Source organism: Bacteroides cellulolyticus (assembly GCF_025567135.1).
Classification (GTDB): Bacteria; Bacteroidota; Bacteroidia; order Bacteroidales; family Bacteroidaceae; genus Phocaeicola; species Phocaeicola cellulolyticus.
Genome location: NZ_JAOQJJ010000001.1, coordinates 20,446 through 45,948, shown reverse-complemented (window position 1 = coordinate 45,948; position 25,503 = coordinate 20,446). Strand labels below are relative to the sequence as shown.

The window sequence follows — 25,503 nt, the reverse complement described above, 5'->3', positions numbered from 1 at the left end:
TTTTTGCAAAGTGTTTTAAAAGGCTTTTAAACGGTGTTTAAATGGTATTTAAAAGTCGTTCATCACATACTTGAAATCGTAGATGGCAAGCAGAAGCTGTATCTCATGCAGAATCTTTGTCTGTATGGCAGCATGCTCCGAATTGATGTCACGCATAAGATCTGTACCGGATATAGTCCCGTTGGCTATCTTTGCCTCTGATGCTTTTCTGATTGAAGTCTTCAGGCGGATAATCTCGTCATCGTACTTTATCTGATCCATGTATTTGTCTATTGCAAGCTCTTTCTGCGTCTTGTCAATATCAGTATTGAAGAGAAAGAGTTCACGCTGGTTTTCCACCATATCTATATTGTTGCGTATCAGCTTTCTCTGACTTTTCAGAGAATAGAAGTTGCCGATATTCCAGTTCAGCTTTATCCCGGCTATGTAGTATGGAGCAAACTTATTTTCGAACATATCAAGTCCCGGTTTGCCATATCCTCCTGTGGCGAAAACACTCAGGCGGGGATAAAGCCCTGAATTGATACGGTTATAATCGCTTCTGTACTTCATCACCTGCGCATCGAACAGGCTCATCTCCGGTCGTCCGAAAGCATCGCTCTGCGTTGGACGTTCCGGCAAAGGTTTCACTAACTTTGTTTCCTCATCAATCTCCATACCTGTAAGTTTGGCAAGAATAGCGATATATGTGTTTCTTGCCGTCAGAAAGTCTATTTCGTTCTGTTCTGACTTAATAATATCTACCCTGATGGCATCCAGATCTGACTGATTGGCTATACCGTTCTTTACGTAGGACTCCACCTGAGCATAGCTGTCTGCAAGGATTTTTTTCAGCACCCTGTTCTGCTCTATCTGTGCATCGGCAAGCAGTATTCCGAAATAGATCTGGTTAATTCTTTCGTTTACGGCATAGAGACTGACCTCAATATTGCTCCTTTCAACCTCAGAAGAAGATTTCACTGCCTCTTTAGATGATTTGATTGCCCCACCGTCCCAGATAGTCTGATTGAGGTCGAGCGATATGCCATACTGATCCTGGCTGAGATGCGGAATCTCCACTCCCTTAAAGCCCATAGCCTCAAGGTCGATAGGTATCTTCGTGACATCGGACTGATATGTCGCCTTTGAGGAGAACATCAGTTGGGGAAGATAGCCCTTATTGAGATTATCAATATTATATTCCTTAGTCTTTTCCACCAGACCAAGCTTTCTGATAAGAGGATAATTCTCCCTGGCTTTTCTGTAACACTCCTCTATGGTTATACTCGTCTGTCCGAAGCACAATGCAGATAAGGCTACTGCAATGGCGGTAGTACATAGTCTTTTCATTCTATAACATAATATTAATTAGTGTCTTAAAATTATCATTTTATTTTAAGTATAACAAGATACGATACTTTATTTTTTAAAAGACAAAAAAAATCTGCCACGGACATAACATCCATGGCAGACTACCTAACTTCTATAAATTCTTTTATTCCTTTAACTTCAAAATTAAGACAATCCTTCTATTTCACCGTTAACGATATCAATATGAAGTGCCTGTGGTTCCTTAGGCAATCCCGGCATACGCATCATTTCACCTGCAACGATTACCAACATCTCAGCTCCGGCATTGATTACTATATCGCGCACTGCGAAGTTGAATCCTGATGCCACTCCGTACAGTTTCGGATCTGTAGAGAACGAATACTGTGTTTTGGCAATACATATAGGGAAGTGACTGAAACCGAGTTCTTCTATCATCTTCAGTTTCTTTCTTGCAGCAGGGCCGAACAACACCTGTTTAGCACCGTAAAGTTCGCATGCCACTTTAGTGACTTTAACCTCTACTGAGTCTTCTTCATCGTATGCAAATGAGAGAGGAGCAGACGGCTTGTTCTCTATAGTATCAACTACAAGGTTTGCAAGCTCAACAGCACCTGCACCACCTTCGGCAAATGCATTGTTAACGGCAAATCCTACTCCCATTTCCTCGCAGTGCTGACGAACGAAATTGATTTCTTCCTCAGTATCGTTTGCATAACGGTTGAATGCCACAACTACAGTCTGTCCGAACGACTGAAGGTTCTCGATATGCTTGTCGAGGTTCTTCACTCCCTCGCGCAATCCTTCAAGGTTAGGTTCCTTAATCTTGTCAATTTCAACTCCACCATGCATCTTCAATCCCTGAGCAGTTGCAACAATCACTGTAAGCTTAGGCTGCAGACCTGCCTTGCGGCACTTGATGTCATAGAATTTTTCTGCACCCAGGTCGGCACCGAATCCGGCTTCTGTAATTACATAGTCACCGAAAGTCATTGCAAGCTTGGTAGCAAGAACAGAGTTACATCCGTGTGCTATATTGGCGAACGGACCTCCGTGAACGAATGCAGGAGTAGCCTCTGTAGTCTGTACAAGGTTTGGAGAAAGGGCATCCTTAAGCAACACTGTTATGGCACCTGCCACTCCAAGGTCTTTCACTGTGAAAGGCTTGTTGTCGATAGTAAAGCCAAGGAGAATATTCTCTATTCTGCGGCGAAGGTCAGCCTCATCCTTTGCAAGACAAAGGATAGCCATGATTTCCGATGCAGGAGTGATATCAAAACTTGATTCGCGTGTGATACCGTTTGTCTTGCCGCCAAGACCTGTAACGATATATCTCAATCCACGGTCGTTTACGTCGAGTACTCTGTTCCACAACACTTCCTTCATGGCAAAACCATTGTCCTGGTTCTGATACATGTAGTTGTCAAGAAGTGCTGCAATCATGTTATGTGCAGAAGTGATGGCGTGGAAGTCGCCAGTGAAATGAAGATTGATTTTCTCCATAGGAAGAACCTGTGCATAACCACCTCCGGCTGCACCACCCTTCATACCGAAACATGGGCCCAGTGACGGCTCGCGCAAGGCACAGATAGCTTTCTTGCCTATCTTGTTAAGTCCCAATGCCAGACCTATTGACACTGTAGTCTTACCGATACCTGCCTTTGTAGGGGTGATGGCTGTAACCAGAATAAGATTACTGTTTTTTACTTTCTCTTCATCTATTATTTCTTCCGAAACTTTAGCCATGTAGCGTCCGTAGTGTGTGACGTATTCCAATGGCATACCGAAATTTGCAGCAACCTGTTTGATTTTGGTTAACTCAATACTGCGTGCGATTTCTATATCTGATTTCATATTCTTATTTTTAGATGCTTGCAAAGGTAAGAAAAAAAACTTTATATTTGTGAATGAAACAACAAAGTAATATACACTAACTATGGAATTTAGCAATAAAGAAGTCCGCCGTCAGGACAGATTACTTGACGAAAAGCGTGCAATGGAGATAATAAAAGAAGGTGAATATGGCATTTTGTCAATGGTGAGCGAAGACGCAGACGGTGCTTACGGAATACCGTTGAGCTACGTTTGGGACAGGGGAAACTCGATATACATCCACTGTGCCCCGGTAGGCAGAAAGCTGAAATGCATTGATGCAAACCCTAACGTGTCATTCTGCGTGGTTGGAAAGACTAAAATTCACCCTGACAAGTTTACCACCGGCTATGAGAGTGTAGTGATGAAATGTACCGCACATCACAGTCTGCACGAAGCTGAGCGTATGTCGGCACTTTCGCTGTTTATAAGCAAATATTGTCCTGACCATAAGATTATGGGTATGGAATATGCCAACAAATCTTTCCACCGCACAGAGATTATCAGACTGGATATAGAAAGCATAAGCGGAAAAAGCAAAGCTATGTTCTAAACTTAAAACCACAACAACATGAAACTGAAAAGACCCGGACTACTGACTCAGATTATAATAGCCATAGTGTTAGGTATCGGAGCGGGAATCATATCACCTGCCCTGCCTGTAAGAATATTCGTTACATTCAACGGACTGTTCAGCGAATTTCTGGCATTCATCATTCCTCTCATAATAGTGGGACTTGTGGCTCCCGCCATTGCGGATATCGGCAAGGGCGCAGGAAAGATGCTTGCCGTAACTGCACTGCTGGCTTACGGGGCTACACTTTTCTCCGGGTTTACTTCATACGCTGTGGGCGAGACATTCTTCCCGATGCTGATAACAAGGGATATTCCGCTCTCGGAAATCAGTGAGGCAAACGGGGTGGTACCGTTCTTCACCATCGACATTCCCGAACCGCTGAATGTGATGACGGCGCTCGTCATGGCTTTCACTCTTGGACTGGGAATGGCTAACCTCAATACGAGCTATCTGAAAAATGCTTTCGTCGATTTCAAGGATATTATCGTAAAGACCATCCAGAAGGTTATCCTTCCGCTGTTGCCGATATACATCTTCGGCATATTCTTCAATATGACACACTCGGGACAGGTGTTCCACGTGTTGAGTGTGTTCATCAAGATTATCGGAATAATCTTCATCCTTCATATACTTCTGTTGGTTTTCCAGTATGTGATAGCAGGACTGATAGCAGGCAAAAACCCTTTCAGGATGCTTGCGAACATGATGCCGGCCTATTTCACTGCACTGGGTACGCAGTCATCTGCCGCCACCATACCGGTAACGCTGAAACAGACAGTAAAGAACGGAGTGAACGAAGATACCGCAGGATTCGTGATACCTCTGTGTGCCACAATACACCTCTCTGGAAGTACAATGAAGATTGTGGCATGTGCCCTTGCACTGATGATGATGCAAGACATACCATACGATTTCAGGATGATGTCGGGATTTATCTTTATGCTGGGAATAACCATGGTAGCCGCCCCGGGAGTGCCCGGCGGAGCTATTATGGCATCATTGGGAATACTGTCATCAATGCTTGGATTCGATGATAACGCCCAAGCACTGATGATAGCACTTTATATCGCCATGGACAGCTTCGGCACCGCATGCAATGTTACTGGCGACGGTGCGCTGGCTGTTATTATAGACAGATGGTTCAAAAAATAAGAAATGACCTTACAAAGTTACCGTTACACGTTCGTGTAACGCGCGGAACACGAAGGTGTAACGCGCGGAACACGTACGTGTTGCACGCGTGACACGAACGTGTTCCGCTATCTTTTTGCTGTAATTTAAATAAATATGAACTGTTTCACAATCTTTTATACTCGAGACTTACCTGTTTCTAATAAGATACAATGAATCTGTAATGCAGGCAGGAAGTTCTTCTTTGTAATGGGTAACCATAATCATGGTCTTGTCGTTTCGGTGGCAGAATGTTTCTATCACATCCTTCACCAGACGGCGGTTATACAGGTCAAGTCCGTGAAGCGGCTCATCGAGTATAAGAAGCTCTGGGTCTTTCACAAAAGCTCGTGCTAAAAGTACAAGTCGCTGCTCGCCACTCGACAACTGAAGGAAACTCCTGTCTGTCAACTGCTTCACTCCGAAGATATCCATCCAGAACAGACACACTTCCCTGTCCTCTTCCTTAGGACGCTTGTAAAGTCCTATAGAATCGTGAAGTCCGCTTGCCACAATATCTATGGCAGGAATATTCTTCAGATAGGCTCTGTGCATCTCAGGACTGACGTAACCGATATGCTTCTTGATTTCCCATATACTCTCGCCACTGCCTCGCTTACGGTCGAACAGAGTGATGTCGCATGCATAGCTCTGTGGATTGTCGGCACAAACCAGACTCAGAAGTGTTGACTTTCCGGCACCGTTCTCACCGCTCAAGGCCCATTTCTCTCCACACTTCACTGTCCAGTCAAGTTCACGGAGAATAGTTCTTTCTCCATAGCGGATACTTACCTTATTCAGTTTGACTACATTGGCTGCCTTATACAGATTATCCTTATAAGGCATATCAAGTATAGCCTGAACCTTTTCGTCGGAAAGCATCTTTTCCGGGACACAGACACCACTGTATTCGGAACGTGGAAGTTTCTCGCCACATATCATATTCTCAACAGTTATCACATGAGTGATGAAGTCAGGAATATCGTCCGATTTGGAAAGTACAAGGATAACCTGAAGACCTATAACCTTTATAAGCTCTGCAAGAAGCGACTTAAGCAAATCACGTGTACGGGCATCAAGTCCGATGAAAGGATTATCCATAATGAGAACTCTTGGGCCAGAAAGCAGTGTCTTGGTCAGTTGGAACTTTCTCAACTCTCCGCTTGAAAGAAGTATGATAGGCTTCTGCAGCATTTCTTCTATTCTGAACAGAGTGTAAAGACTTTCTTTCAGCTTTTCATCCTTGCACTGTGGAAGAAGATCGCCCACTACAGGAATATTCTCCATATCCTGCGAGTTCCATCTCTGCTGATAGTAATAGCTACCGTCGGCATCACCATACGAATCGCGGAATGTTATGTATCTGAGATTGTCCGAAACAAGATTTGAACTTGAAGGTGAAAAATCGTATGCCACCTCATTCATCAACAGAGGATATTTTCCTGTAATGATATCTATAAGAATACTTTTACCTCCACCGTTAGGACCTACCACTGCCAATTGCTCGCCTGCATTCAGGCAGAAGTCCACAGGCTTACCCATTCTGTACAGAGGATGACGGGTAACGCCATTTGATACTGAAATAACTCGTTGTTGCATTGTTTTTCTTTAGTTGTTGGTTGTTAGCTTTTAGTTCTTAGCAGCAATTCTTAACTATTAATTTTTAATTATTAATCAAGAACTACTTCACCACCTTATCAGGATTCTTCGCTATAAAATCTTTCCATCCCGAATAAGCCTTATGGGTTTCAGGTCGTCCCATCTGCAGGTAATGGCAATATGCCGCTCCCAAGGCGTCTGTGGCATCCATAAAAGGTCCGATGTCCTCTTTCCTGATTTTAAGCATGCGTCGCAGCATGTCTGCCACCTGTTCCTTGCTTGCCTGACCGTTACCGGTAATGGCCATCTTAATTTTTAGCGGAGCATATTCCGTTACAGGTATATCCCTGCACAATGCCGCCACAATAGCCACCCCCTGAGCCCTACCCAGTTTAAGCATGGACTGTACATTCTTTCCGAAGAAAGGAGCCTCAATGGCAAGTTCGTCCGGCAGGTATGAACTTATCACTCCCTGTACACGTTCGTAGATATGCTTCAGTTTCAGATACGGATCGGTGAACTTACGCATATCTATCACCCCAAGAGTGACAACCTCAGCTTTGGTACCCACAACCTTTATTACGCCATAACCCATAATGTTGGTTCCGGGGTCGATACCTAATATTATCTTTTCCTTAACGGGACAAATCACTTTATAACCTCCATCAAAGTAGGGAAACCTATAACCTTATCCTTGAAAATCTTTGCCATCTCCTCGTTCATACGGGCACCACACTTGGTATGCCAGCTGTGAAGAGCTGCACTGTCTTCTACCTCCCACTGGAGTGAGAAACACTCGCTGTCCTGTTCCTTATGGTTCAGGATACGCAAGATACGCGGATTTTTCAACTCCCCGGTCTTCTCTGCTTCAGGGATATAACACTCGTTCAACCAGATTACGAAATTTCTGGCATCATTCATCTCAACATGAAATGTAGTATTGTAAATAAGCATAAATGTAAATCTTTAACACTGCAAATATAAGGATTTATACAGAAATGGCAGGAATAATTAAAAATAAATAAACATACCATGCCTACGTTAAATTAACTTTTACTATTTTTGCACACATTATCACGAAATGTGTACATATTTTGTTTGACATGGAATTAAACAACAGCTTTATAGAATTAATAGAAAAAAGCATAAAACAAAACTGGGACAGAAATGCGCTAACTGACTATAAGGGAATAACACTCCAATATAAGGATGTAGCAAGAAAGATTGAGAAAATGCATATTCTGCTCCAACATGCAGGAATAAAACCGGGAGACAAGATAGCATTGTGCGGACGTAACAGTGCAAACTGGACTGCAATGTTTCTGGCAATAATCACATACGGCGGTGTGGCAGTGCCAATCCTTCACGAATTCAAGCCTGACAACATACACCACATAGTAAACCACTCTGGAGCGAGAATGCTGTTTGCCGGCGACCAGATATGGGAGAACCTGAACGAAGCGTGTATGCCTCTGCTTGAAGGTATCATAGAATTGAAGAATTTCGATCTGGTGGTTTCACGTTCAGAACAGCTGACATACGCCAGAGAGCATCTTAATGAGGAATTCGGAAAGAAATATCCGTGCCGTTTCAGAGCCGAACAAGTTTCCTACAGAAAAGAGGAACCGGAAGAGCTGGCAGTAATCAATTATACTTCCGGCACTACGGGATATTCTAAAGGTGTAATGCTCCCGTACAGGGCTATTCAATCGAACATTATCCACATACACGAGAAAGTAGGACTTATGGCCGGTGACAACATCGTTTCAATGTTGCCATTGGGACATATATTCGGCCTTGTGTTCGATTTTCTTTACGGCATCACAGTAGGAGCACATCTTTGGTTCCTGACACGTATGCCAAGTCCTAAGATTATAGCAGAGTCTTTTTCAGAAATAAGGCCTAGAGTTATCGCATGCGTTCCGCTTTAGTAGAAAAGATTATAAAGAAGAACATATTGCCGCACGTTGACAACAAACTGGGAAAACTGCTTCTTAACCTGCCTATCATCAGCGACAAGATTAAAGAACAGATACGTCATCACGCAATGCAGGCATTCGGAGGCAATTTCATCGAGATAGTCATAGGCGGTGCTCCGTTCAATGCCGAAGTAGAGGCCTTCCTAAGAAAGATAAACTTCCCTTACACCATTGCATACGGTATGACGGAATGTGCGCCTTTGATATGCCACAGCCGTTGGGACGAAATAAAATACCAGTCATGCGGAAAGACTGTAGCAAATATGGAAACCAAAGTTCTTTCCGATAATCCGGAAACAGTACCGGGCGAACTTGTCTGCCGTGGCGCAAACGTGATGTTGGGATATTACAAGAATGAGGAAGCTACATCACAGGCCATAGACAATGAAGGATGGCTGCACACAGGCGACATGGCTATAAAAGATGCGGAAGGCAACATCTTCATAAAAGGAAGATGCAAGAACATGCTGCTCACTTCTACAGGACAAAACATCTATCCTGAAGAAATTGAGGCCAAGCTGAACAATATGCCGTACGTCAACGAATCGCTTATCATACTGAAAGGCGAGAAACTTGTCGCTCTGGTATATCCTGACAGCGATGACGCTTTTGCACACGGACTGTCATTATCACAACTGGAAGAAGCCATAGAGCAAAACAGAATAGAACTTAACAAAACTCTTCCTGCATTCTCGCAGATTTCAAAAGTCAAACTATATCCTGAAGAATTTGAAAAGACTGCCAAGAAGAGCATCAAGAGATTCTTATATCAGAATATAGATGGATAAAATTAAAGAAATACCTGTACTGTTGCTTACAGGTTATCTGGGAAGTGGGAAAACCACTCTCGTCAACAGAATTCTTTCCAACAAAAAGGGCATCAGATTTGCTGTCATTGTAAACGACATCGGCGAAGTGAACATTGATGCTGAGCTGATACAGCGTCAGGGAGTTGTCGGTATGAACGACGACAGCCTTGTGGCTCTGCAGAACGGATGTATATGCTGCACACTGAGAACCGACCTTATAGAACAGATTTTAGGAATCCTCAAAACAGAGAAATTCGACTATATTGTTATAGAGGCAAGCGGAATATGTGAGCCCGAATCCATAGCAAACACTATCTGCTCGATACCTCAACTGGGAGGCGCATACACCAAGTATGGTATCACACGCCTTGACTCTGTGGTAACAGTGGTTGACGCACTTCGTATGAAGGATGAATTCTGCTGTGCCGAAAGCCTTACAGATAAAAATCTTTCTGAAGACGATATTGAAAATCTGCTTATACACCAAATTGAATTCTGTAATATAGTTTTACTGAATAAAGCTTCAGAAGTAACCCCAGAAGAACTTGAGACCATACACCGTATAGTAAAGACACTTCAGCCTGCTGCAGAGATTATAGAATGCGACTATACAGATATTGACCTTGACAGGATTATATCAACTTCGATGTTCAGATACGAACACGTAGCAGCATCAGCAGGATGGGTACAAGAACTGGGCAAGCATGTAACTGAAGAAGATACAGACAGCCATTGCCATCATCACCATCATGATGAAGAATGCCACTGCAATCATGACGAGCATCATCATCACGAAAACGGGGAAGAATGTTCATGCGGACATCACCACCACGAAGGAGAATGTTCGTGCGGACACCATCATCACCACGAAGGTGGCGAAACAGAAGAATACGGCATAAGCACACTACTCTACTTCAGACGTGCAGCATTCGACATGAACCGTTTCGACTACTTCATTTCGTCAAGATGGCCGAAAAGCGTAATACGAGCCAAAGGCGTATGCTACTTCAGCGACCAACCTGAAATGTCGTATCTGTTCGAACAGGCTGGCAAGCAGAAACAGATTTCCGAAGCCGGACTGTGGTATGCTACCCTACCGGAAGCAGACATCAAAAGACTGCTGGAACAGGAACCGGGACTGATGAGAGACTGGGACGATAAGTACGGCGACAGAATGCAGAAAATAGTATTCATAGGAAAAAATATGGACAAGGAACAGCTTATCAAAGAGCTTGACGCATGTCTGGTAAAAGAATAAACTTAAACTAATATCAACACACAATCACATGGAACAATTCAGCAAGATGATAGCTGCCGCCATGAAGCTGCAGGAACACAGAGTGGAAAACACTCTGAAACTTCTTCAGGGCGGAGCAACCATACCGTTCATCAGCCGATACAGAAAAGAGGCTACAGGAGGTATGGACGAGGTGCAGATAAGCGAAATAAACGACAGATACGAGAAACTGTGCGAACTTGCAAAACGCAAGGAAACCATCATTTCCACTATAGAGGAGCAGGGCAAAATGACTGCCGAGCTGAGGAGCAGAATAGACAACTGCTGGGACTCTACAGAACTGGAGGACATATATCTTCCTTTCAAGCCTAAAAGAAAAACGAGGGCCGAAGCCGCTCGTCAGAAAGGACTTGAGCCACTGGCAATCATCCTGATGATGCAGCGCGAAAACAACCTTATGGCAAAGGCAGCCCAGTTCGTAAAGGGTGAAGTAAAGGACGAGGAAGACGCGCTGAAAGGTGCACGCGACATCATTGCCGAACAGGTGAATGAAGATGAAAGAGCCAGAAATCAGGTAAGAAATATATTTACACGTCAGGCCATAATAACAGCCAAAGTGGTGAAAGGCAAAGAAAAGGAAGAGGATGCTGCAAAGTATCGCGATTATTTCGATTTCAGCGAACCTTTGAAGCGCTGTACATCACACCGTCTGCTTGCAATCCGCCGTGGTGAAGCCGAAGGTATTCTGAAAGTGACAATATCACCTGAAGAAGATGAAGAATGTACAGACAGACTTGAACGTCAGTTCGTAAGAGGTAACGGTGAATGCTCTTCGCAAGTGGCGGAAGCGGTAAAGGATGCTTACAAACGCCTGCTTAAACCGGCCATCGAAACAGAGTTCTCAGCTCTCAGCAAAGAGAAAGCCGACGAGGAGGCAATCCGTGTATTTGCCGAGAACCTGAGACAGCTGCTTCTTGCTCCCCCATTGGGACAGAAACGTGTGATGGGTATCGACCCTGGATTCAGAACAGGCTGTAAGGTGGTATGTCTGGACGCTCAGGGAACATTGCTTCACAACGAAGCCATATATCCTCATCCGCCTAAATCGGAAGAGGCATTGGCTGCAAGAAAGATTGTAAAACTCGTTGAACAATACAAGATAGAGGCAATCGCCATAGGAAACGGAACAGCAAGCCGTGAGACAGAGCGTTTCGTAACTTCACAAAGATACGACCGTGAGGTGCAGGTGTTCGTGGTAAGCGAGGACGGTGCTTCAATCTATTCAGCTTCGAAAACAGCACGTGAGGAATTCCCGGACTATGATGTAACTGTGCGTGGAGCAGTCTCCATAGGCCGCCGTCTGATGGACCCTCTGGCAGAACTGGTAAAGATTGATGCAAAATCCATCGGTGTGGGACAATACCAGCATGATGTTGACCAGACCAAGCTGAAAGAGTCTCTTGACCGCACAGTGGAAAGTTGTGTAAACCTTGTCGGAGTGAACCTCAATACTGCCAGCAAGCATCTTCTGACATACGTATCAGGCCTAGGGCCTTCACTAGCTCAGAACATTGTGGACTACAGAACTGAAAACGGACCTTTCGCATCACGCAAAGAACTCTTGAAAGTTCCCCGCATGGGAGCTAAGGCATTCGAACAGTGTGCCGGTTTCCTCAGAATACCTGGAGCAGACAATCCTCTCGACAACTCAGCCGTTCATCCTGAAAGCTACGCCATAGTGGAAAAGATGGCAAAGGACATGAAATGTACTGTAGCCGACCTTATCAAGGACAAGGAACTGAGAGCCAAAATAGATATAAAGAAATATGTCACAGACACTGTAGGCCTCCCTACCCTGAACGACATAATGAAGGAACTCGACAAACCGGGAAGAGACCCTCGTCAGCAGATTCAGGTATTCGAGTTCGACAAGGACGTAAAAACACTCGACGATCTCCGTGAAGGCATGGAACTGCCGGGAATAGTGACAAACATTACCAACTTCGGTTGTTTTGTCGATATAGGTATAAAGGAGAACGGTCTTGTGCACATCTCCCAGCTTGCTGACAAGTTCGTGAGCGATCCTACTAGTGTGGTCAGCATACATCAGCATGTACGTGTCAGAGTCCTCGGAATAGACCATGAAAGGAAGCGTGTACAGCTTACGATGAAAGGAATGAAATAATTTTATATTATGGAAAAAGAAACAATACACTCATGTGTGGACTGCGGTACACAGAACTGCAAGTTCAAAGACCGCACATATCCTGACTTCTGCCTAACTACAGCCTTGACTGAAGAAGATAAGGAATGGGCTTTGGAAAGATATGACGAAGGCAACAACCGGCAAATAATGATTGCCAGTGCCGAAGTGGAATACGAAGGATACTGCCAGTGGACACGAGTACAGGAGATAATGGAATTCGCCAGAAAGATAAATGCCAAACGTATCGGTATAGCCAACTGCATCGGTCTGATAAATGAGGCACGCATATTCGCAAAGATACTGAGAGCAAACGGATTTGAAGTTTACTCGGTGATATGCAAAGTGGCAGGACAGGCAAAAACATCAATGGGAATACCGGCAGAATGTGAGAAGATAGGCCCTGCCATGTGTAACCCGATAATGCAGGCACGCCTGCTTAACAAGGCACAGACCGACCTGAATGTGGTGATTGGTTTGTGCGTGGGACATGACAGCCTGTTCTATAAATATTCGGATGCGTATGTCACTACTCTTGTGACTAAAGACCGTGTGACAGGCAACAATCCTGTAGCAGCACTTTATACAGCCAACTCATATTATCACAAGAAATTCTTTAAGGACAATAAATGACGGTTCTTTCAGATTGACGGACTGCCGGATGCCTACAGAATATTTATGGCTATCACCGCACACGCCTCCGCGTCAGCCAGGGCATGATGATGATGTGACAGGTCATAACCGCATTCGGCAGCGACAGTGTCAAGCCTGTGATTGTCCAAATAAGGGAATGCCTTGCGTGCCGCATACAATGTGTCATAAAACTCATAGTCCGGATAGTCCATCCTGTAAACGCGAAAAGCCGCTTTCAGACATCCTTCGTCGAAAGACTTGTTATGGGCCACCAACGGCAAGCCTTCTATCAAAGGTTCTACTTTTGACCATACTTCGCTAAACACAGGAGCATCGTCAGTATCAGAACAGCTCAATCCATGAACGCACGAACAACGGTAATTGTAATAATTAGGTTCGGGCTGTATCAATGAATAAAATCTGTCAACAATCTCACCATTACGCACTATAACGATGCCGACAGAACAAACAGAACTACGCTCATAGTTGGCTGTTTCAAAATCTATTGCTGCAAAGTTTTCCATATCTTATAAATATTCGTACAGGCAAAGTTACTAATATAACATATCCCAACAAAAAAGTTCCCGAAAATGTAACAATCCGGGAACTTTTTTCTTTTATATCAGATATACATTATCTGGAGATACTGTCATCTATCTTGAAAAAGTCGAAATCGACATAACCGCCTGTCTCTTTAGTGGCATAATTGAACAATCCGAAACGGTATCCCATGAAGTGCGGCATGGTGTATTGCATTTTCACCACACTACCTATTTCAGTCCATTTCTTACCGTCAAGACTATAATAGAAATATCCTTTGTCGGTGCGGTTTCTGAAATCACATTCTGCCTTAAAATACACTTTATCTGATTTACACGGTATGCAGGCCACTTCCACCGGTTCATTACCGGAAGCGTCCTCCATGACAATATATCTCTTGTTATCAACTTTCTTCACTGCCACATAACCGTATTTTTTCTGGAACAGCGACAGACCCGCATAATCACCGTCTTTCATTGCAGAAACATCTACACAGGTAGTAGCCGACGATACAGGACCGAAAGTTCGTTGTGTCAATGTATTTTTAGCTTGTAAGATAGAGTTGGTTACACTTCCTGTAGTAAGGCGCAGATAACCTTTACGGTCGGAAACAGACCACAAGGAATTATCAGGATTATGGTTCCACTGCCATGTAAGAGGCAATGCCCTCTCACCTGACTTTCTTGAGAAATCGTCGGAGCATACAATTCCGGGATCGAGACCTTTGGAAGCAGGCAAATCCAGATATTCGGGAGCTTTGCCGTTTACTCCAATAACCGGCCATCCGTCTTTCCACTCCATTGGCACCAGATAAGGGATACGTCCTACCGCCCCACAATCCTGGAACAGATAAGCAAACCACCGTCCATCTGGAGTATCAACGATACCACCTTGGGCAATTCCCTTGTCCTGGAACACTACCCTGCCCTCATAAGGACCTGTAATCTTATCAGCACGGTGAACCACTACCGTACGCATTTCGTTTCTTGGCCATACGATATTAAACAGATAGTATTTACCATTCACCTTAAACAGCTGCGAGCCTTCAGAACCAAGCATGATATTGTCTCCTGCAGGAGCACTGGCATTCTCTATAAGAACATGTTTGGTTTCAGGCAATATTCCCGACAAATCGTCTTTAAGCTCTGCCATGACAAGCTTTCCATTTCCGTAAATCATATATTTTTTACCGTCCTCATCAAAAAAGAAATTCATGTCATGATACGAAGGAGAAAACTCTATACGTTTCCACGGGCCCTTTTCTGGATTGTCCGTAATGAAAAAATATGTTTTATTGGTAGTCTGAGCAAAGGTAGAGACATAATACTTTCCGTTATGGTAGCGGATGCAGCTTGCCCACGAACCCTGTCCGTATGTATTCTTTCCATCCTCAAGATTCATCGTAGCCAGACTGTCAGTAAGGGTGTCGTACGCATAACCTGCAAGTTCCCAGTTCGACAAATCCTTTGATTTCATTATAGGTACACCGGGAACCATGTGCATGGTTGTACTGCTCATGTAATACGTGTCTCCAACCCTGACCATCGACATATCGGGTACATCAGAATAAATAAGTGGATTTACAGCCCTTCCGGCACTTTCAGAAAAAGCAGGACCGGACATTAAGAGCAATCCCAATGAGAAAAATAAATTCTTTATCATAATTTCAGTATATATCATTTTTTAAACAAATGTGGAATAAACTCGTTCAGACATCTGCGCCATGTCAGCCACTCGTGTCCGGTACCTTCTGACACATAATAGTCAACCTCAATACCGAGACCACGCAAAGACTTGACCAAAGACTCCGTCCCCATGTTTTCATCTGTTCCGCATCCAAGGAAAAGATAATGTACCTTCTTGTTGAAGGCCTTGGCATCAGTAAACACTCCGTTGAAGGCCGTATTAACATCAACTCCGAAAATAGCCCCACTGAAACCTCCGATATAGGAGAACTTGTCGAGGTTATTCAGCGTAATGTCGAATGTCTGCTTTCCTCCCCATGACAGTCCAGCCATGGCACGATGATCTCCGTCGGTATAGGTACGGAATGTCTTGTCGATATATGGTATAAGATCATGAACCATAAGAGTGGCAAACGAAGCCCCATACAGATTTCTTTCCTCGTCAACATTCTTTCCCGGACGCGGACGGAAACCGACTTCGATATCCCCACTTTCCATCACCACAATCATAGGCTCACATTTGCCTTCGGCAATCTGATTGTCGAGAATATTATACATATATCCCTGAGTGCTCCATCCGGTCTCATCCTCTCCCATACCATGCTGAAGATATAATACCGGAAAACGTTTCTTACTGTTTGTCTCATATTCGGCCGGAGTATAGACTACACAACGACGGAAACGTTTCTGCGACTCCGAGTAATAAGTACACGTCCTAACCTGTCCGTGAGGCACATCCTTCGTGCGATAATAATCACCTTCACTGCCTTCAGGCACTTCTATTCCACTTGCCATACGGCTGCAGCCGAAGAAGGTACAGCTCATAGGATCAATTACGGAAAATCCGTCAACCAACAGGAAATAATAATGGAAACCTACCACAAGAGGATTGGTATGACCAGTCCACCAACCGTTTTCGTCTTTCGACAAATCATATTTCACTCCACACACATCAGCCTGCAATCTCTTTACGTCCGGAGCATAGATACGGAAATAAGCACGATTGTCCTTATCCAGACGCGGGAAATCGCAGCCATGCATATTTGATGACGCAGGAACAGTGCTAGCTATCACATCCTCTGCAGTCTGCAGTCTGATGCCCATCATTCCAAGAACCTTTTCAGCATAACGTCGTCCCAGAACACGATAACCGGCAGCATCGAAATGCAGATGATCGCTTGCACAGCTGAGTCCGGCAGAAGAAACAACGGCAGAGTTCTTGATAACCTGTGGCAGGGTGGCAATTATCTCATTCATGCTTGCACAGGTACCTTTATGGTCGGCATTAACCACCTCTCCGGCAATCAAAGGCACATCCTCAGCCTTCAGATTAAGGTCAGACAACAGGCTCTCGTAAACATTCTTTACTTTCATCGGCCATTCTTTATCACCGGTATTGGATTCTCCCTGATGCAGCAGAATACCTTTTATCACACCATCCTTCTGCGCCAGTCGTGCCATCTCTACAAGACGCTCATAAGGATTATTGTCATACTCGCCCAGTATTCCCTTCATCCAGTCAGGGGCAGTCTTTATATACTCCTCGCGCTTATCTTTCTGGAATAATTCTATACGGCAACCGCCAATAGCCACATGTACCACACCAATCCTTACATTCTCTGGAAGATATTCCACCATGGTACGTCCAAAATAGTCAGCAGGAGTCAGACCGGTACCTTTACGACACAATGGAGCACGAGCAGGATACCACTTACCCTTCACTCTTCCCACTTCATCATTATTGACAGCCGACAATACCTGAAAACGCGGATTGACAGTTGTGTCCTGAGACTCGTATCTGGCGTTACCTTCCATGTTAGACTGTCCCAGACACAGATAAATATAAAAATTAGGATCCTGTGCATAAGCCATTACTCCGCACAGCGCCATACCCACACATAGGAGCATGGATTTAAATGTCTTTCTCATAATAAAATCATAAAATTGTTTATTAGGTTAAAAATACGATAGTGTTAATTCTCGTTTACAGCCACCTTTATCACACCGTCGAGGCGGTTTTCGAAAACACGGTATGCTTCCTCTATTTCATCAAGCGCAAAACGGTGTGTGATGAGCGGTGTAGTGTCAATCTTGCCTTCGGAGATAAGGCGGAGTATTTCCTCACAGTCGCATCCGTCAACTCCTCCGGTTTTGAAAGTAAGGTTCTTTCCATACATATCAGGCAAAGGCAATACCTGAGGCTTGTCATAAAGGGCAACCACTGTCACCACCGCGTTAGGTCGCGCACATTCCCATGCCAGGCGGAAAGTATCATCTGCCCCTGCCACTTCAAGCACTACATCAGCACCTCCATGTGCAGACTCCTGCATCACAAAATCCTTACAGTTTTCAGGTTTCACCACCATGACATCAGGATAGTGTCTTTTGATAAAGGCTATCCTTTCTTCCGACTTCTCGCAGACAATTATTTTACGCGGATTTTTCAGCTTCACACACAGAAGAGTGCAAACGCCAGTAGGTCCGGCCCCGATAATCAATACAGTATCTTCTTCCTTTATTTCAGATATTCGCGCAGCCCAATATCCGGTAGCCAGAATGTCACCTACGAAAAGAGCCTGTTCGTCTGTAACATTATCAGGAATACGGTTCAATCCCATATCCGCATGAGGTACACGCACATAGCATGCCTGTCCGCCGTCTATACGGCATCCCAGGGCCCATCCTCCATCTTGGTCTTCGCAATTATTCACATAACCGTTTTTGCAGAAGAAACACTCACCGCAATAAGTTTCCACGTTCACGGTAACACGGTCACCCGGTTTCACATTGGCGACTTCCCTACCAACCTGCTCAACCACTCCTACCATCTCATGGCCTACGGTTATTCCGGGAACGGCACGCGGCACACTTCCATGCTTTATATGAAGGTCGCTAGTGCATATACTGCTCAAAGTCACACGCACTATCGCGTCTTTGGGATTGACGATATGAGGAACAGGCTTACGAAGCAATGCAAAATGCCCTTCCTGAAGATAAGTATATGCCGGCATGTCATCCTTCTTATCCACAGTCACATTTTCAAGATAGTTCTCCAATGCCGGCAATATCACTTTGTCTGCAGGTAACCATTCTACAGAATAAAGTCCGTCCGATTTAAGCCACTTCAAAGATTTGTGTTCTTTCAGGTTTAGAATACCTGATATGACCGAGCACACATACACATGTAGCTTTATATTAAAATCAGGATATGTATAATCAACCGTATCCAAAAACGAGTCGATACGTATCTCCAGATCAAGTTCCTCTCGTATCTCGCGCATCAAGGCCTGTTCTGGTGTCTCTCCGGCTTCTATCTTTCCTCCGGGGAATTCCCATTTATCCTTGAAATCGCCACTACCTCTCTGAGTGGCAAGGATACCTTCGCTTGTAACAATTACAGCTGCTACAACAGCTATTGATTTAATATTGTCCGTTTTCATATTAGTTTAATGGTTTTGCATAAATTCCATTCATCAGGAATATATGCCTGTATGTCTTTCACGGACAAATATATTAAAAATATTTTATATTGTAAGTTTTACACTAATGTTTCTTACATATTCTTCTCCGCCACTGACAGTCAACATCCGGCAACCGCTCAATTCACCATCGTCACCCAAGGAATACTCGTAAGAGGTGTGTTCTTCCAGTTCCGGACTGCTGGCCGGATACATATCCGTGCATAAGTACCTGTATGAATCACCGATAAACCCTCCATAAAATGCCACCATGTGCATGGAAAGCGGATATAATTCCGACAGGAATAAATCCGGCAAGCCATGCGCATTCTCTACGGCAACCGATTTATTGAACTCAATTATATAAGTCTCTGATGATCCGTCAACTGTCTGTTCAACTCTCACCTTCCCTTCTTCAGAATAGTCAAGCCTCAATGAAGAATAAGTATCCCCGTTATCTGTTTTCTCCGTAACTCCCGACAGATATTTATGTCCTTCACTGTCGGTAATATATGTGAAATCATAGTTTCTTTCTGTACCTCCGCCTTCCTCCATACGGCATGAAACCGCAAATCCGGAAGTATCCAACTGATAAGTTCGTATATTGCCATAGCTGTCGGTTATTCTCACACTTTGGTCTGAGGCAGAAACGAATGTAGTATCCGAACTGCTGAACAGCTTTCCTCCCTCAACCTCCTGGGCTGAGACATAATATGATATTCGGCCATCAGAAAATATGAAAGTTTTGGTTGAAGTAACATCATATGAATCGCTAGAAATCAATTCTTTAAGTTCAATGCTACCCACTATCTTACTCTGATTATCTTCACCATTATCTACTGTTGTTTCTTCCGTACATCCATACGCCAGCACCACAAACAACATCCATACTATATTCTTCATACTTCATCTGTTATATTCTGTTATCTACCACTTCCACCATACTTCGCGTCTGGTCAATACGACTGACCTTGATCTGCACAGGTATCCTTTCCTTTAGTCCTTCCACATGGCTGATTATACCCACACGCTTTCCGTTGATACCCTGCAGTTTTTCCAGCATATTCATAACCGTATTCAGTACATCACCACTCAGCGTTCCGAATCCCTCGTCGATAAACAATGTATCCACGGAAAGATTTCTCCTGTTGAGCGAGGAAAGAGCCAAAGCCAAAGAAAGAGAAACCAGAAATCCCTCTCCTCCTGAAAGAATGTCAACCGGTCCCTGAGCATCATTCTGATACATATCCATCATCCTGATAGTCAATGTACCCGGCTCACAGTCCAACCTGTAGCGTTTGTTCAACTTAACCAGATACCCATTCGCACGATGCAGCAAGTCATTAAGTATAAAGCTCTGAGCAATCCTTCTGAAAATCTTTCCGTCGCCACCGCCGAAAAGCTTGTTCAGAGACTCCCATTCCACAAAAATGCGCCTTTTGGCTTCTTCTTTTTCCTTTTCCACACTAAATCTGGCAATGTTCTGCTCATTCGATTTGAGTTGCTGCTCTATACGGCCAATATCAGACATGACCGTATCAATGGCACTACGTACGTCTGCAAGCATTGATTTCATCATTTCTATGGCTACACCATCGCGTACATCTTCAGGACAAGACGCAAGATGCAAATCAAGCTCCTTCTGTTTAGCCGCAAGAACACTTTCCGCATTCTTGCTTCCGGTGATTTCGGCATCATGCTGTTTTCTTATCTCTGATATATTCTTTATTGAAGAGATATATTCTATCCTTCCGAGGTCGAAATCCTGATTCAGTGAAAGGAAAGCATCCAGTTCGCCGGTTGCCTTGACCATCCTCTCACGTTCATTGGCAAGCGATGTAGTAAGGGCATGCACCTTGGCAGAAAAGTCAATACACTTGTCTGTAAGCCTGTCAACCAATATAGCGTCCGTAATATTATCACAATTCCAGTTCTTCCATACTTCGGATATCTCTGTAAGGATTTTTTCCACATTCTCCAATGCCGGCAAAGCCTGGGAAAGCAGCTTTTCAGTTGCCGCTACGTCTTTCACCCATCCATCATACTCAGCAGCGGAATTGCGTATGGAAGACAGCAAGCCTGACGGATCACTATCCCACATATTCCTCCATCCTTCTATCACAATCATTCCGCCGGCATCTTGAAGGGCCTTGGCTATCATCTCATTGTCAATCTTTATCAACGAGCTGATACGCTCAATTTCATTCACCACCGTCTGCCTGTCCTCTTTTGCCTTATCTCTCGACTTGACAGCATTCTCAAATTCCTTCCTTATATCCTTCAGTTCATTATTCAGCAAAGTAAGATGGTTGTTGCTGTCATTTATTTTCTTCTGCATCTCTATCAAAGCACTCATCCTTGCCGAATTATTTGCAGATACAATATGTAAAGTCTCATCCAGATTCGTCACATCAAGCTCATCACCTTCTCCGCACTTGACAGACAATTCCGCACACATGTTCCTTACCAGAGCCCCGGCATTCCTTATTGCGTCTTCAGCCTCCTTCTTCTCATTCAGTTTAGCCTGAATATCCTTCTTCAGGCGCTCCACAATAATCTGTATGGCATTACATTCAGCCAAAGTTTCTCTGAGTTCTTTCTCAGCCAATGCAACCATCTCCTCAAGCGGTTTCAATCTCTCTTCGCACTCCTCATCTGTAGTCAACCTGTCTATCACCTGTCCGCATACCGGACATACATCACCCACTGCCAATTTACTTCTTAGACTCACAGTCCAGTCACGCAAAGAAAGCTCCACTCCGTCATAAGCCTTTCTGGCCTCCACCAGCTTTTTATTCTTTTCTTCAAGCCTCACATCCAGTTTTACCTGTTCAGCCTCATGAAGTTTACATTCCTCCATAAGAGCCGACGTTTCTTTCTCCAGCCTTGCAAGAGTCTTGCTGCAATCTTTCAGTACGCCAATCTGCGTATTAAGCCTATTCAGACTATCCTTCTCTACCGACAGACTACGTACCTCCTCATTGACTGTCTCCGGTTTCATATCGGCTACAGCCTGTGTGGCGGCACTTATCTCTTTTTCCTTTAATTCTACAAGGTTTCCCAGCTTACTTACGCTATCCTCTTTGTCCGAACAGGCTTTTTCTATTACAGGCATACTGTTATTTCGTTTCTTCAGAGCCTCTGTATTTCCCCTAACCCTGACAGATGTCTCCAAAACAGAATTAAGCAAAGTCTCTATTTTCTGTACGTTCGAAAACATAGGTACATTTGCCGCAGCTCCGGCTATACGGACATTCAATGCTTCAAGCAGGTTGTTCTTTTGCTGTATCCATGCCCTCAAACCGTTTCTTCCCTTATGAAGCTCTACGAACAGTGTCTTCAACCTACCCGCTTCAAGTTCAAGCTCTCTTACCTTTTGTTCTGCCTCTCTCTTCGTCTGCAGGCAGCTACCGGCATTACCCATTCTGTCATAATCAGAGATAAGTCTGGCTTCCTCTTTAAAGCTGTCAGAATTTATTACCTCCATACATAACTTGAATTTCCGTTCTGCCACCACCTTTTCTTCCTGCAGCTTTTTATAGACCTCCATCCATTTCACACAAGAATCCAGACGCGACGCCTCCCCATCAAGCTGTTTCTTTCTGAGCAAAGCTTCCGATTTCTGTCCGTTCAGCGAGTCAATCTCCTCCTGTTTAAGCAATACTATCCCTTCTGTCAAACTCCTTTGAGCATTATAATCAGCTTCCTTTTCCTTTTTTATCTCCTCTATTTTCTTTCCTATTTCCGAATATATCTCCGTTCCTGTAAGTTTTTCCAGAATTTCAGATTTCTCATCATCCTTACTTTTTAAGAACTGAGTGAACTGTCCCTGAGCCAGCATCGTAGTACGGCAGAACTGATCAAAATCCAGCCCTACAGCTTCCTCCGTAACCTTTCTCACGGCATCGGCATTCTTCACAGTAGTGTCACCCCACGACAAAGTCTGTTCCGGCGATGTAAGCTTATTGTTCCTGTTACGCTTCACCTGCCACACAGCCTCATACATTACCCCGTCAGACCCGAGAAAAGTAAGTACAGCCGAGGCCTGACGTGCCCCATGCCTCAAAAGATTTGACGTGTTTCTAGCGGTGATATTGTCTGTTCCGAAATTCGATTTCACCCCCGATGCCATATTCAGCCTTGGAGTAGTGTTATACAAAGCCAGGCAGATTGAATCCAGAATGGTAGTCTTGCCTGCCCCCGTATCGCCGGTAATCAGAAAAACAGAAGCTTCAGCCAACGCTCCACTATCGAAATCAATCTCAGCCACCTCTACAGACGCTATGTTCTCAATTTTCAGTTTAGCCAGTTTCATAAATTGTAAAGACTTTTATACATTTCTCCCGTTATATCTCTTCACGGCTTCATCTATCATATCAGCCATCTCAGAAGGCATATCAGTACCAAACTTCGATTTGTAAAATCTCTGTGCCACATCTATCGGAGTAAGTTCCTGAAACTCATCATAAGTCATAACCGTATCACTATCCGCGGCCAGCATTTCCGGTCTGGTAATCTTACAATAACAATATGCGGCACGTTTGCCATCTAGGGCCTTAGCTATCTTCTCCATATAATCGGCAGGCATAGGCTTATCAAGAAGTATATTCAGTCTTACATAACACTCCTCGTCATCACCGATGTCAGAAAGCCCGTCAACAGCCACGTCAAAAGCAGAAGGAACAGCAGGAACAGTCAGCATAGGACGAATATTCTTAATCCTTATCTCCCTTATTTCAGGTTCCCTTCCTCTCTCCACCGTAATCACTGAAACGGAGTGAGGATAAGTCTCATCAAAATTCACAGGAACAGGCGAACCAGAATATCTTGCCACTCCGGCAGCTCCTCTCAGTGTCTGAGGATAATGTATGTGTCCCAGCGCGATATAGTCATAACCCATACCGAGCTCCTCATGAGCCACCTCATTGATTCCCCCTATCACGTCAGTGTCGTGCCCTTCAAGATTACTGTTTGCCACCGTCATATGTGCCATCAACACCACCGGCACCCCGGCAGTATTCACCATCTTAACCCTGTCCTGCAAAGCACGGAAAAATACACACCTGCGTTCCTCTTTGGAAGCCTCCTCATCCATCAGCGGATAACTCTGGTCGAATATATGCGGCACAGCCACCACATATCCCTTCAACACACCATCGGCATCCTCTATACCTATGATATGCCTGTCCAGATCGACCGTCCCGTCTTTCCTTTCCAGCTGTCCCACTACCCTTACTCCTGCCATCAGCCACAGTTCACGTCCAAGTTCCAGCATCGCCTTGCTGTCATGGTTGCCAGCAGTCACCACAATAGCCATATCCGGACATGCCTTATGCATCTCCAGCAAAGCCTTGTAATACATTTTCTGCACCGAAGTAGAAGGATTGGTACGGTCGTAGATATCACCGCTTACAAGAAGGGCATCCGGTTTTTCCTCCTCCACTATATCCCTGAACTGAGACAGGAAAGCGGCATGTTCCGCCGTCCTGTCATGCTCATATAAGGTATGTCCCAAATGCCAGTCGCTCGTGTGTATAATCTTCATAAAACTTATTCCATTATTTCAATCACATAACCGCCATCGAAAGTTCCGTTTTCAGGCAGATGTTGTATCCAGTCCTTTTCCTTATATTCGCCATCAAAATTCATACTGTCACAACGTCCATACCAAGGTTCGATACACACAAACGGAGCATTCTTTCCAGGAGGCGACCACAGTCCTACAACCGGAGCGTCGAATAACAGATGCAACACAGCCTTTCGCGAATTGTCATACAAGGCAACTTCACCCACCTGTCCGTTCTCCAAAATCAGAGCATCACCATCGAAAGTAGAAGTATTCATCGGCAACAGTCCGTCCTTCAGTTCCAACGGATAGTGCACATCAGTATTGGCACATCCCTTCTCACCTATGAGGATATATTCCAGTCCCTCTTTCTTATCGAAACCGAAGTAGCCACGTTCTTTTGTAGATGCGTCAAATCCCGGGAAATAAAAAGCCGGATGAGCTCCTATCTGGAAATACATATCCCCCTTTCCGGTATTCTTAACCCTCCACATCACATGAATCTTCTTCTGCTCTATCCTGTAACCTATCTCCAGACAGAAATTGTAAGGATATTTCTTATGAGTCTCTTCATTGTCAGTCAGTCTGTACCACACCTCATTGTCAGTAATGCTCACAAGCTGAAACTCCATATCGCGCGCAAATCCGTGCTGCCCCAACGAATAAGTCTCACCCTCGCATCTGTAAGTGTTATCCCACACTCTTCCCACTATAGGGAAAAGAACCGGCGAGTGTCTGTTCCAGAATGCAGGATCAGCCTGCCACAGATACTCCTTACCGTTACACTGTATGCTGCACAGTTCGGCACCGGCTGCCGACACCTGAATGCTCAGTACATCATTTGATAATTTCTCCATATATTTTTTA

General features: G+C 44.4%; 18 protein-coding genes and 2 pseudogenes. 6 read left to right on the top strand and 14 right to left on the bottom strand.

Annotation, left to right across the window (positions count from 1 at the left end; genetic code table 11):
* Positions 1–48 precede the first annotated feature (48 nt).
* The gene (locus OCV82_RS00155) at positions 49–1,329 is read right to left on the bottom strand and encodes a TolC family protein (protein WP_154042530.1); all 1,281 of its coding nucleotides are present in this window, start codon (positions 1,327–1,329) and stop codon (positions 49–51) included.
* 165 nt (positions 1,330–1,494) lie between these two features.
* Positions 1,495–3,162 (bottom strand): formate--tetrahydrofolate ligase, encoded by a 1,668-nt coding sequence (locus OCV82_RS00150; RefSeq protein WP_154042529.1) that lies wholly within the window; start codon positions 3,160–3,162, stop codon positions 1,495–1,497.
* An 82-nt stretch (positions 3,163–3,244) separates the two neighbouring features.
* On the opposite strand from OCV82_RS00150, the gene OCV82_RS00145 reads away from it, so the two are divergent.
* The gene (locus OCV82_RS00145) at positions 3,245–3,733 is read left to right on the top strand and encodes a pyridoxamine 5'-phosphate oxidase family protein (RefSeq protein WP_154042528.1); all 489 of its coding nucleotides are present in this window, start codon (positions 3,245–3,247) and stop codon (positions 3,731–3,733) included.
* An 18-nt stretch (positions 3,734–3,751) separates the two neighbouring features.
* Positions 3,752–4,909, top strand: a complete 1,158-nt coding sequence (locus OCV82_RS00140; RefSeq protein WP_154042527.1) for a dicarboxylate/amino acid:cation symporter — start codon at positions 3,752–3,754, stop codon at positions 4,907–4,909.
* A gap of 168 nt (positions 4,910–5,077) precedes the next feature.
* Here the strand turns inward: OCV82_RS00140 and OCV82_RS00135 are convergent, their stop codons facing one another.
* The 3 genes from OCV82_RS00135 to OCV82_RS00125 all read right to left on the bottom strand — a co-directional run bounded on the left by OCV82_RS00135 (position 5,078) and on the right by OCV82_RS00125 (position 7,480).
* Complete coding sequence (locus OCV82_RS00135) at positions 5,078–6,526, bottom strand: ATP-binding cassette domain-containing protein (protein WP_154042526.1); 1,449 nt, start codon at positions 6,524–6,526, stop codon at positions 5,078–5,080.
* Positions 6,527–6,608: 82 nt separating this feature from the next.
* Positions 6,609–7,178 (bottom strand): crossover junction endodeoxyribonuclease RuvC, encoded by a 570-nt coding sequence (ruvC, locus tag OCV82_RS00130; protein ID WP_154042525.1) that lies wholly within the window; start codon positions 7,176–7,178, stop codon positions 6,609–6,611.
* The gene (locus tag OCV82_RS00125) at positions 7,175–7,480 is read right to left on the bottom strand and encodes a DUF4286 family protein (protein ID WP_154042524.1); all 306 of its coding nucleotides are present in this window, start codon (positions 7,478–7,480) and stop codon (positions 7,175–7,177) included. Before OCV82_RS00125 ends, ruvC begins: the two co-directional genes overlap by 4 nt.
* Before the next feature lie 149 nt (positions 7,481–7,629).
* On the opposite strand from OCV82_RS00125, the pseudogene OCV82_RS00120 reads away from it, so the two are divergent.
* From OCV82_RS00120 to OCV82_RS00105, 4 genes and pseudogenes are all read left to right on the top strand, one after another.
* A pseudogene (locus OCV82_RS00120) lies at positions 7,630–9,293 on the top strand (AMP-binding protein).
* A complete protein-coding gene (locus tag OCV82_RS00115; protein WP_154042523.1) occupies positions 9,286–10,572 on the top strand; it encodes a CobW family GTP-binding protein in 1,287 nt (428 codons plus the stop codon). Before OCV82_RS00120 ends, OCV82_RS00115 begins: the two are co-directional and overlap by 8 nt.
* A 28-nt stretch (positions 10,573–10,600) precedes the next feature.
* Positions 10,601–12,736, top strand: a complete 2,136-nt coding sequence (locus OCV82_RS00110; RefSeq protein WP_154042522.1) for a Tex family protein — start codon at positions 10,601–10,603, stop codon at positions 12,734–12,736.
* Between the two features lie 9 nt (positions 12,737–12,745).
* On the top strand, positions 12,746–13,387 hold the full coding sequence (locus OCV82_RS00105; RefSeq protein ID WP_154042521.1) for a DUF1847 domain-containing protein: 642 nt from the start codon (positions 12,746–12,748) through the stop codon (positions 13,385–13,387).
* Positions 13,388–13,419: 32 nt separating this feature from the next.
* Here OCV82_RS00105 and OCV82_RS00100 read toward each other — a convergent pair whose 3' ends face one another.
* The 9 genes and pseudogenes from OCV82_RS00100 to OCV82_RS00060 all read right to left on the bottom strand — a co-directional run bounded on the left by OCV82_RS00100 (position 13,420) and on the right by OCV82_RS00060 (position 25,493).
* A complete protein-coding gene (locus tag OCV82_RS00100; RefSeq protein WP_154042520.1) occupies positions 13,420–13,911 on the bottom strand; it encodes a 3'-5' exonuclease in 492 nt (163 codons plus the stop codon).
* 109 nt (positions 13,912–14,020) lie between these two features.
* Positions 14,021–15,589 (bottom strand): glycoside hydrolase family 43 protein, encoded by a 1,569-nt coding sequence (locus OCV82_RS00095; RefSeq protein ID WP_154042519.1) that lies wholly within the window; start codon positions 15,587–15,589, stop codon positions 14,021–14,023.
* Positions 15,590–15,603: 14 nt separating this feature from the next.
* Positions 15,604–17,541 (bottom strand): sialate O-acetylesterase, encoded by a 1,938-nt coding sequence (locus OCV82_RS00090; RefSeq protein WP_154042518.1) that lies wholly within the window; start codon positions 17,539–17,541, stop codon positions 15,604–15,606.
* Positions 17,542–17,585: 44 nt separating this feature from the next.
* A complete protein-coding gene (locus tag OCV82_RS00085) occupies positions 17,586–18,623 on the bottom strand; it encodes an alcohol dehydrogenase (RefSeq protein ID WP_262542854.1) in 1,038 nt (345 codons plus the stop codon).
* A 69-nt stretch (positions 18,624–18,692) separates the two neighbouring features.
* Positions 18,693–19,052: pseudogene (locus tag OCV82_RS00080) on the bottom strand ((deoxy)nucleoside triphosphate pyrophosphohydrolase); the annotation flags it as partial.
* 84 nt (positions 19,053–19,136) lie between these two features.
* A complete protein-coding gene (locus tag OCV82_RS00075; protein WP_154042516.1) occupies positions 19,137–19,973 on the bottom strand; it encodes a DUF4595 domain-containing protein in 837 nt (278 codons plus the stop codon).
* A 10-nt stretch (positions 19,974–19,983) separates the two neighbouring features.
* On the bottom strand, positions 19,984–23,385 hold the full coding sequence (locus OCV82_RS00070) for an AAA family ATPase (protein WP_154042515.1): 3,402 nt from the start codon (positions 23,383–23,385) through the stop codon (positions 19,984–19,986).
* A gap of 15 nt (positions 23,386–23,400) precedes the next feature.
* Positions 23,401–24,615, bottom strand: a complete 1,215-nt coding sequence (locus OCV82_RS00065; protein ID WP_154042514.1) for an exonuclease SbcCD subunit D — start codon at positions 24,613–24,615, stop codon at positions 23,401–23,403.
* 5 nt (positions 24,616–24,620) lie between these two features.
* Positions 24,621–25,493 carry an aldose 1-epimerase family protein gene (locus tag OCV82_RS00060; protein WP_154042513.1) on the bottom strand — a complete coding sequence of 291 codons (873 nt, stop codon included), beginning with the start codon at positions 25,491–25,493 and terminating at the stop codon, positions 24,621–24,623.
* Positions 25,494–25,503: the final 10 nt, after the last annotated feature.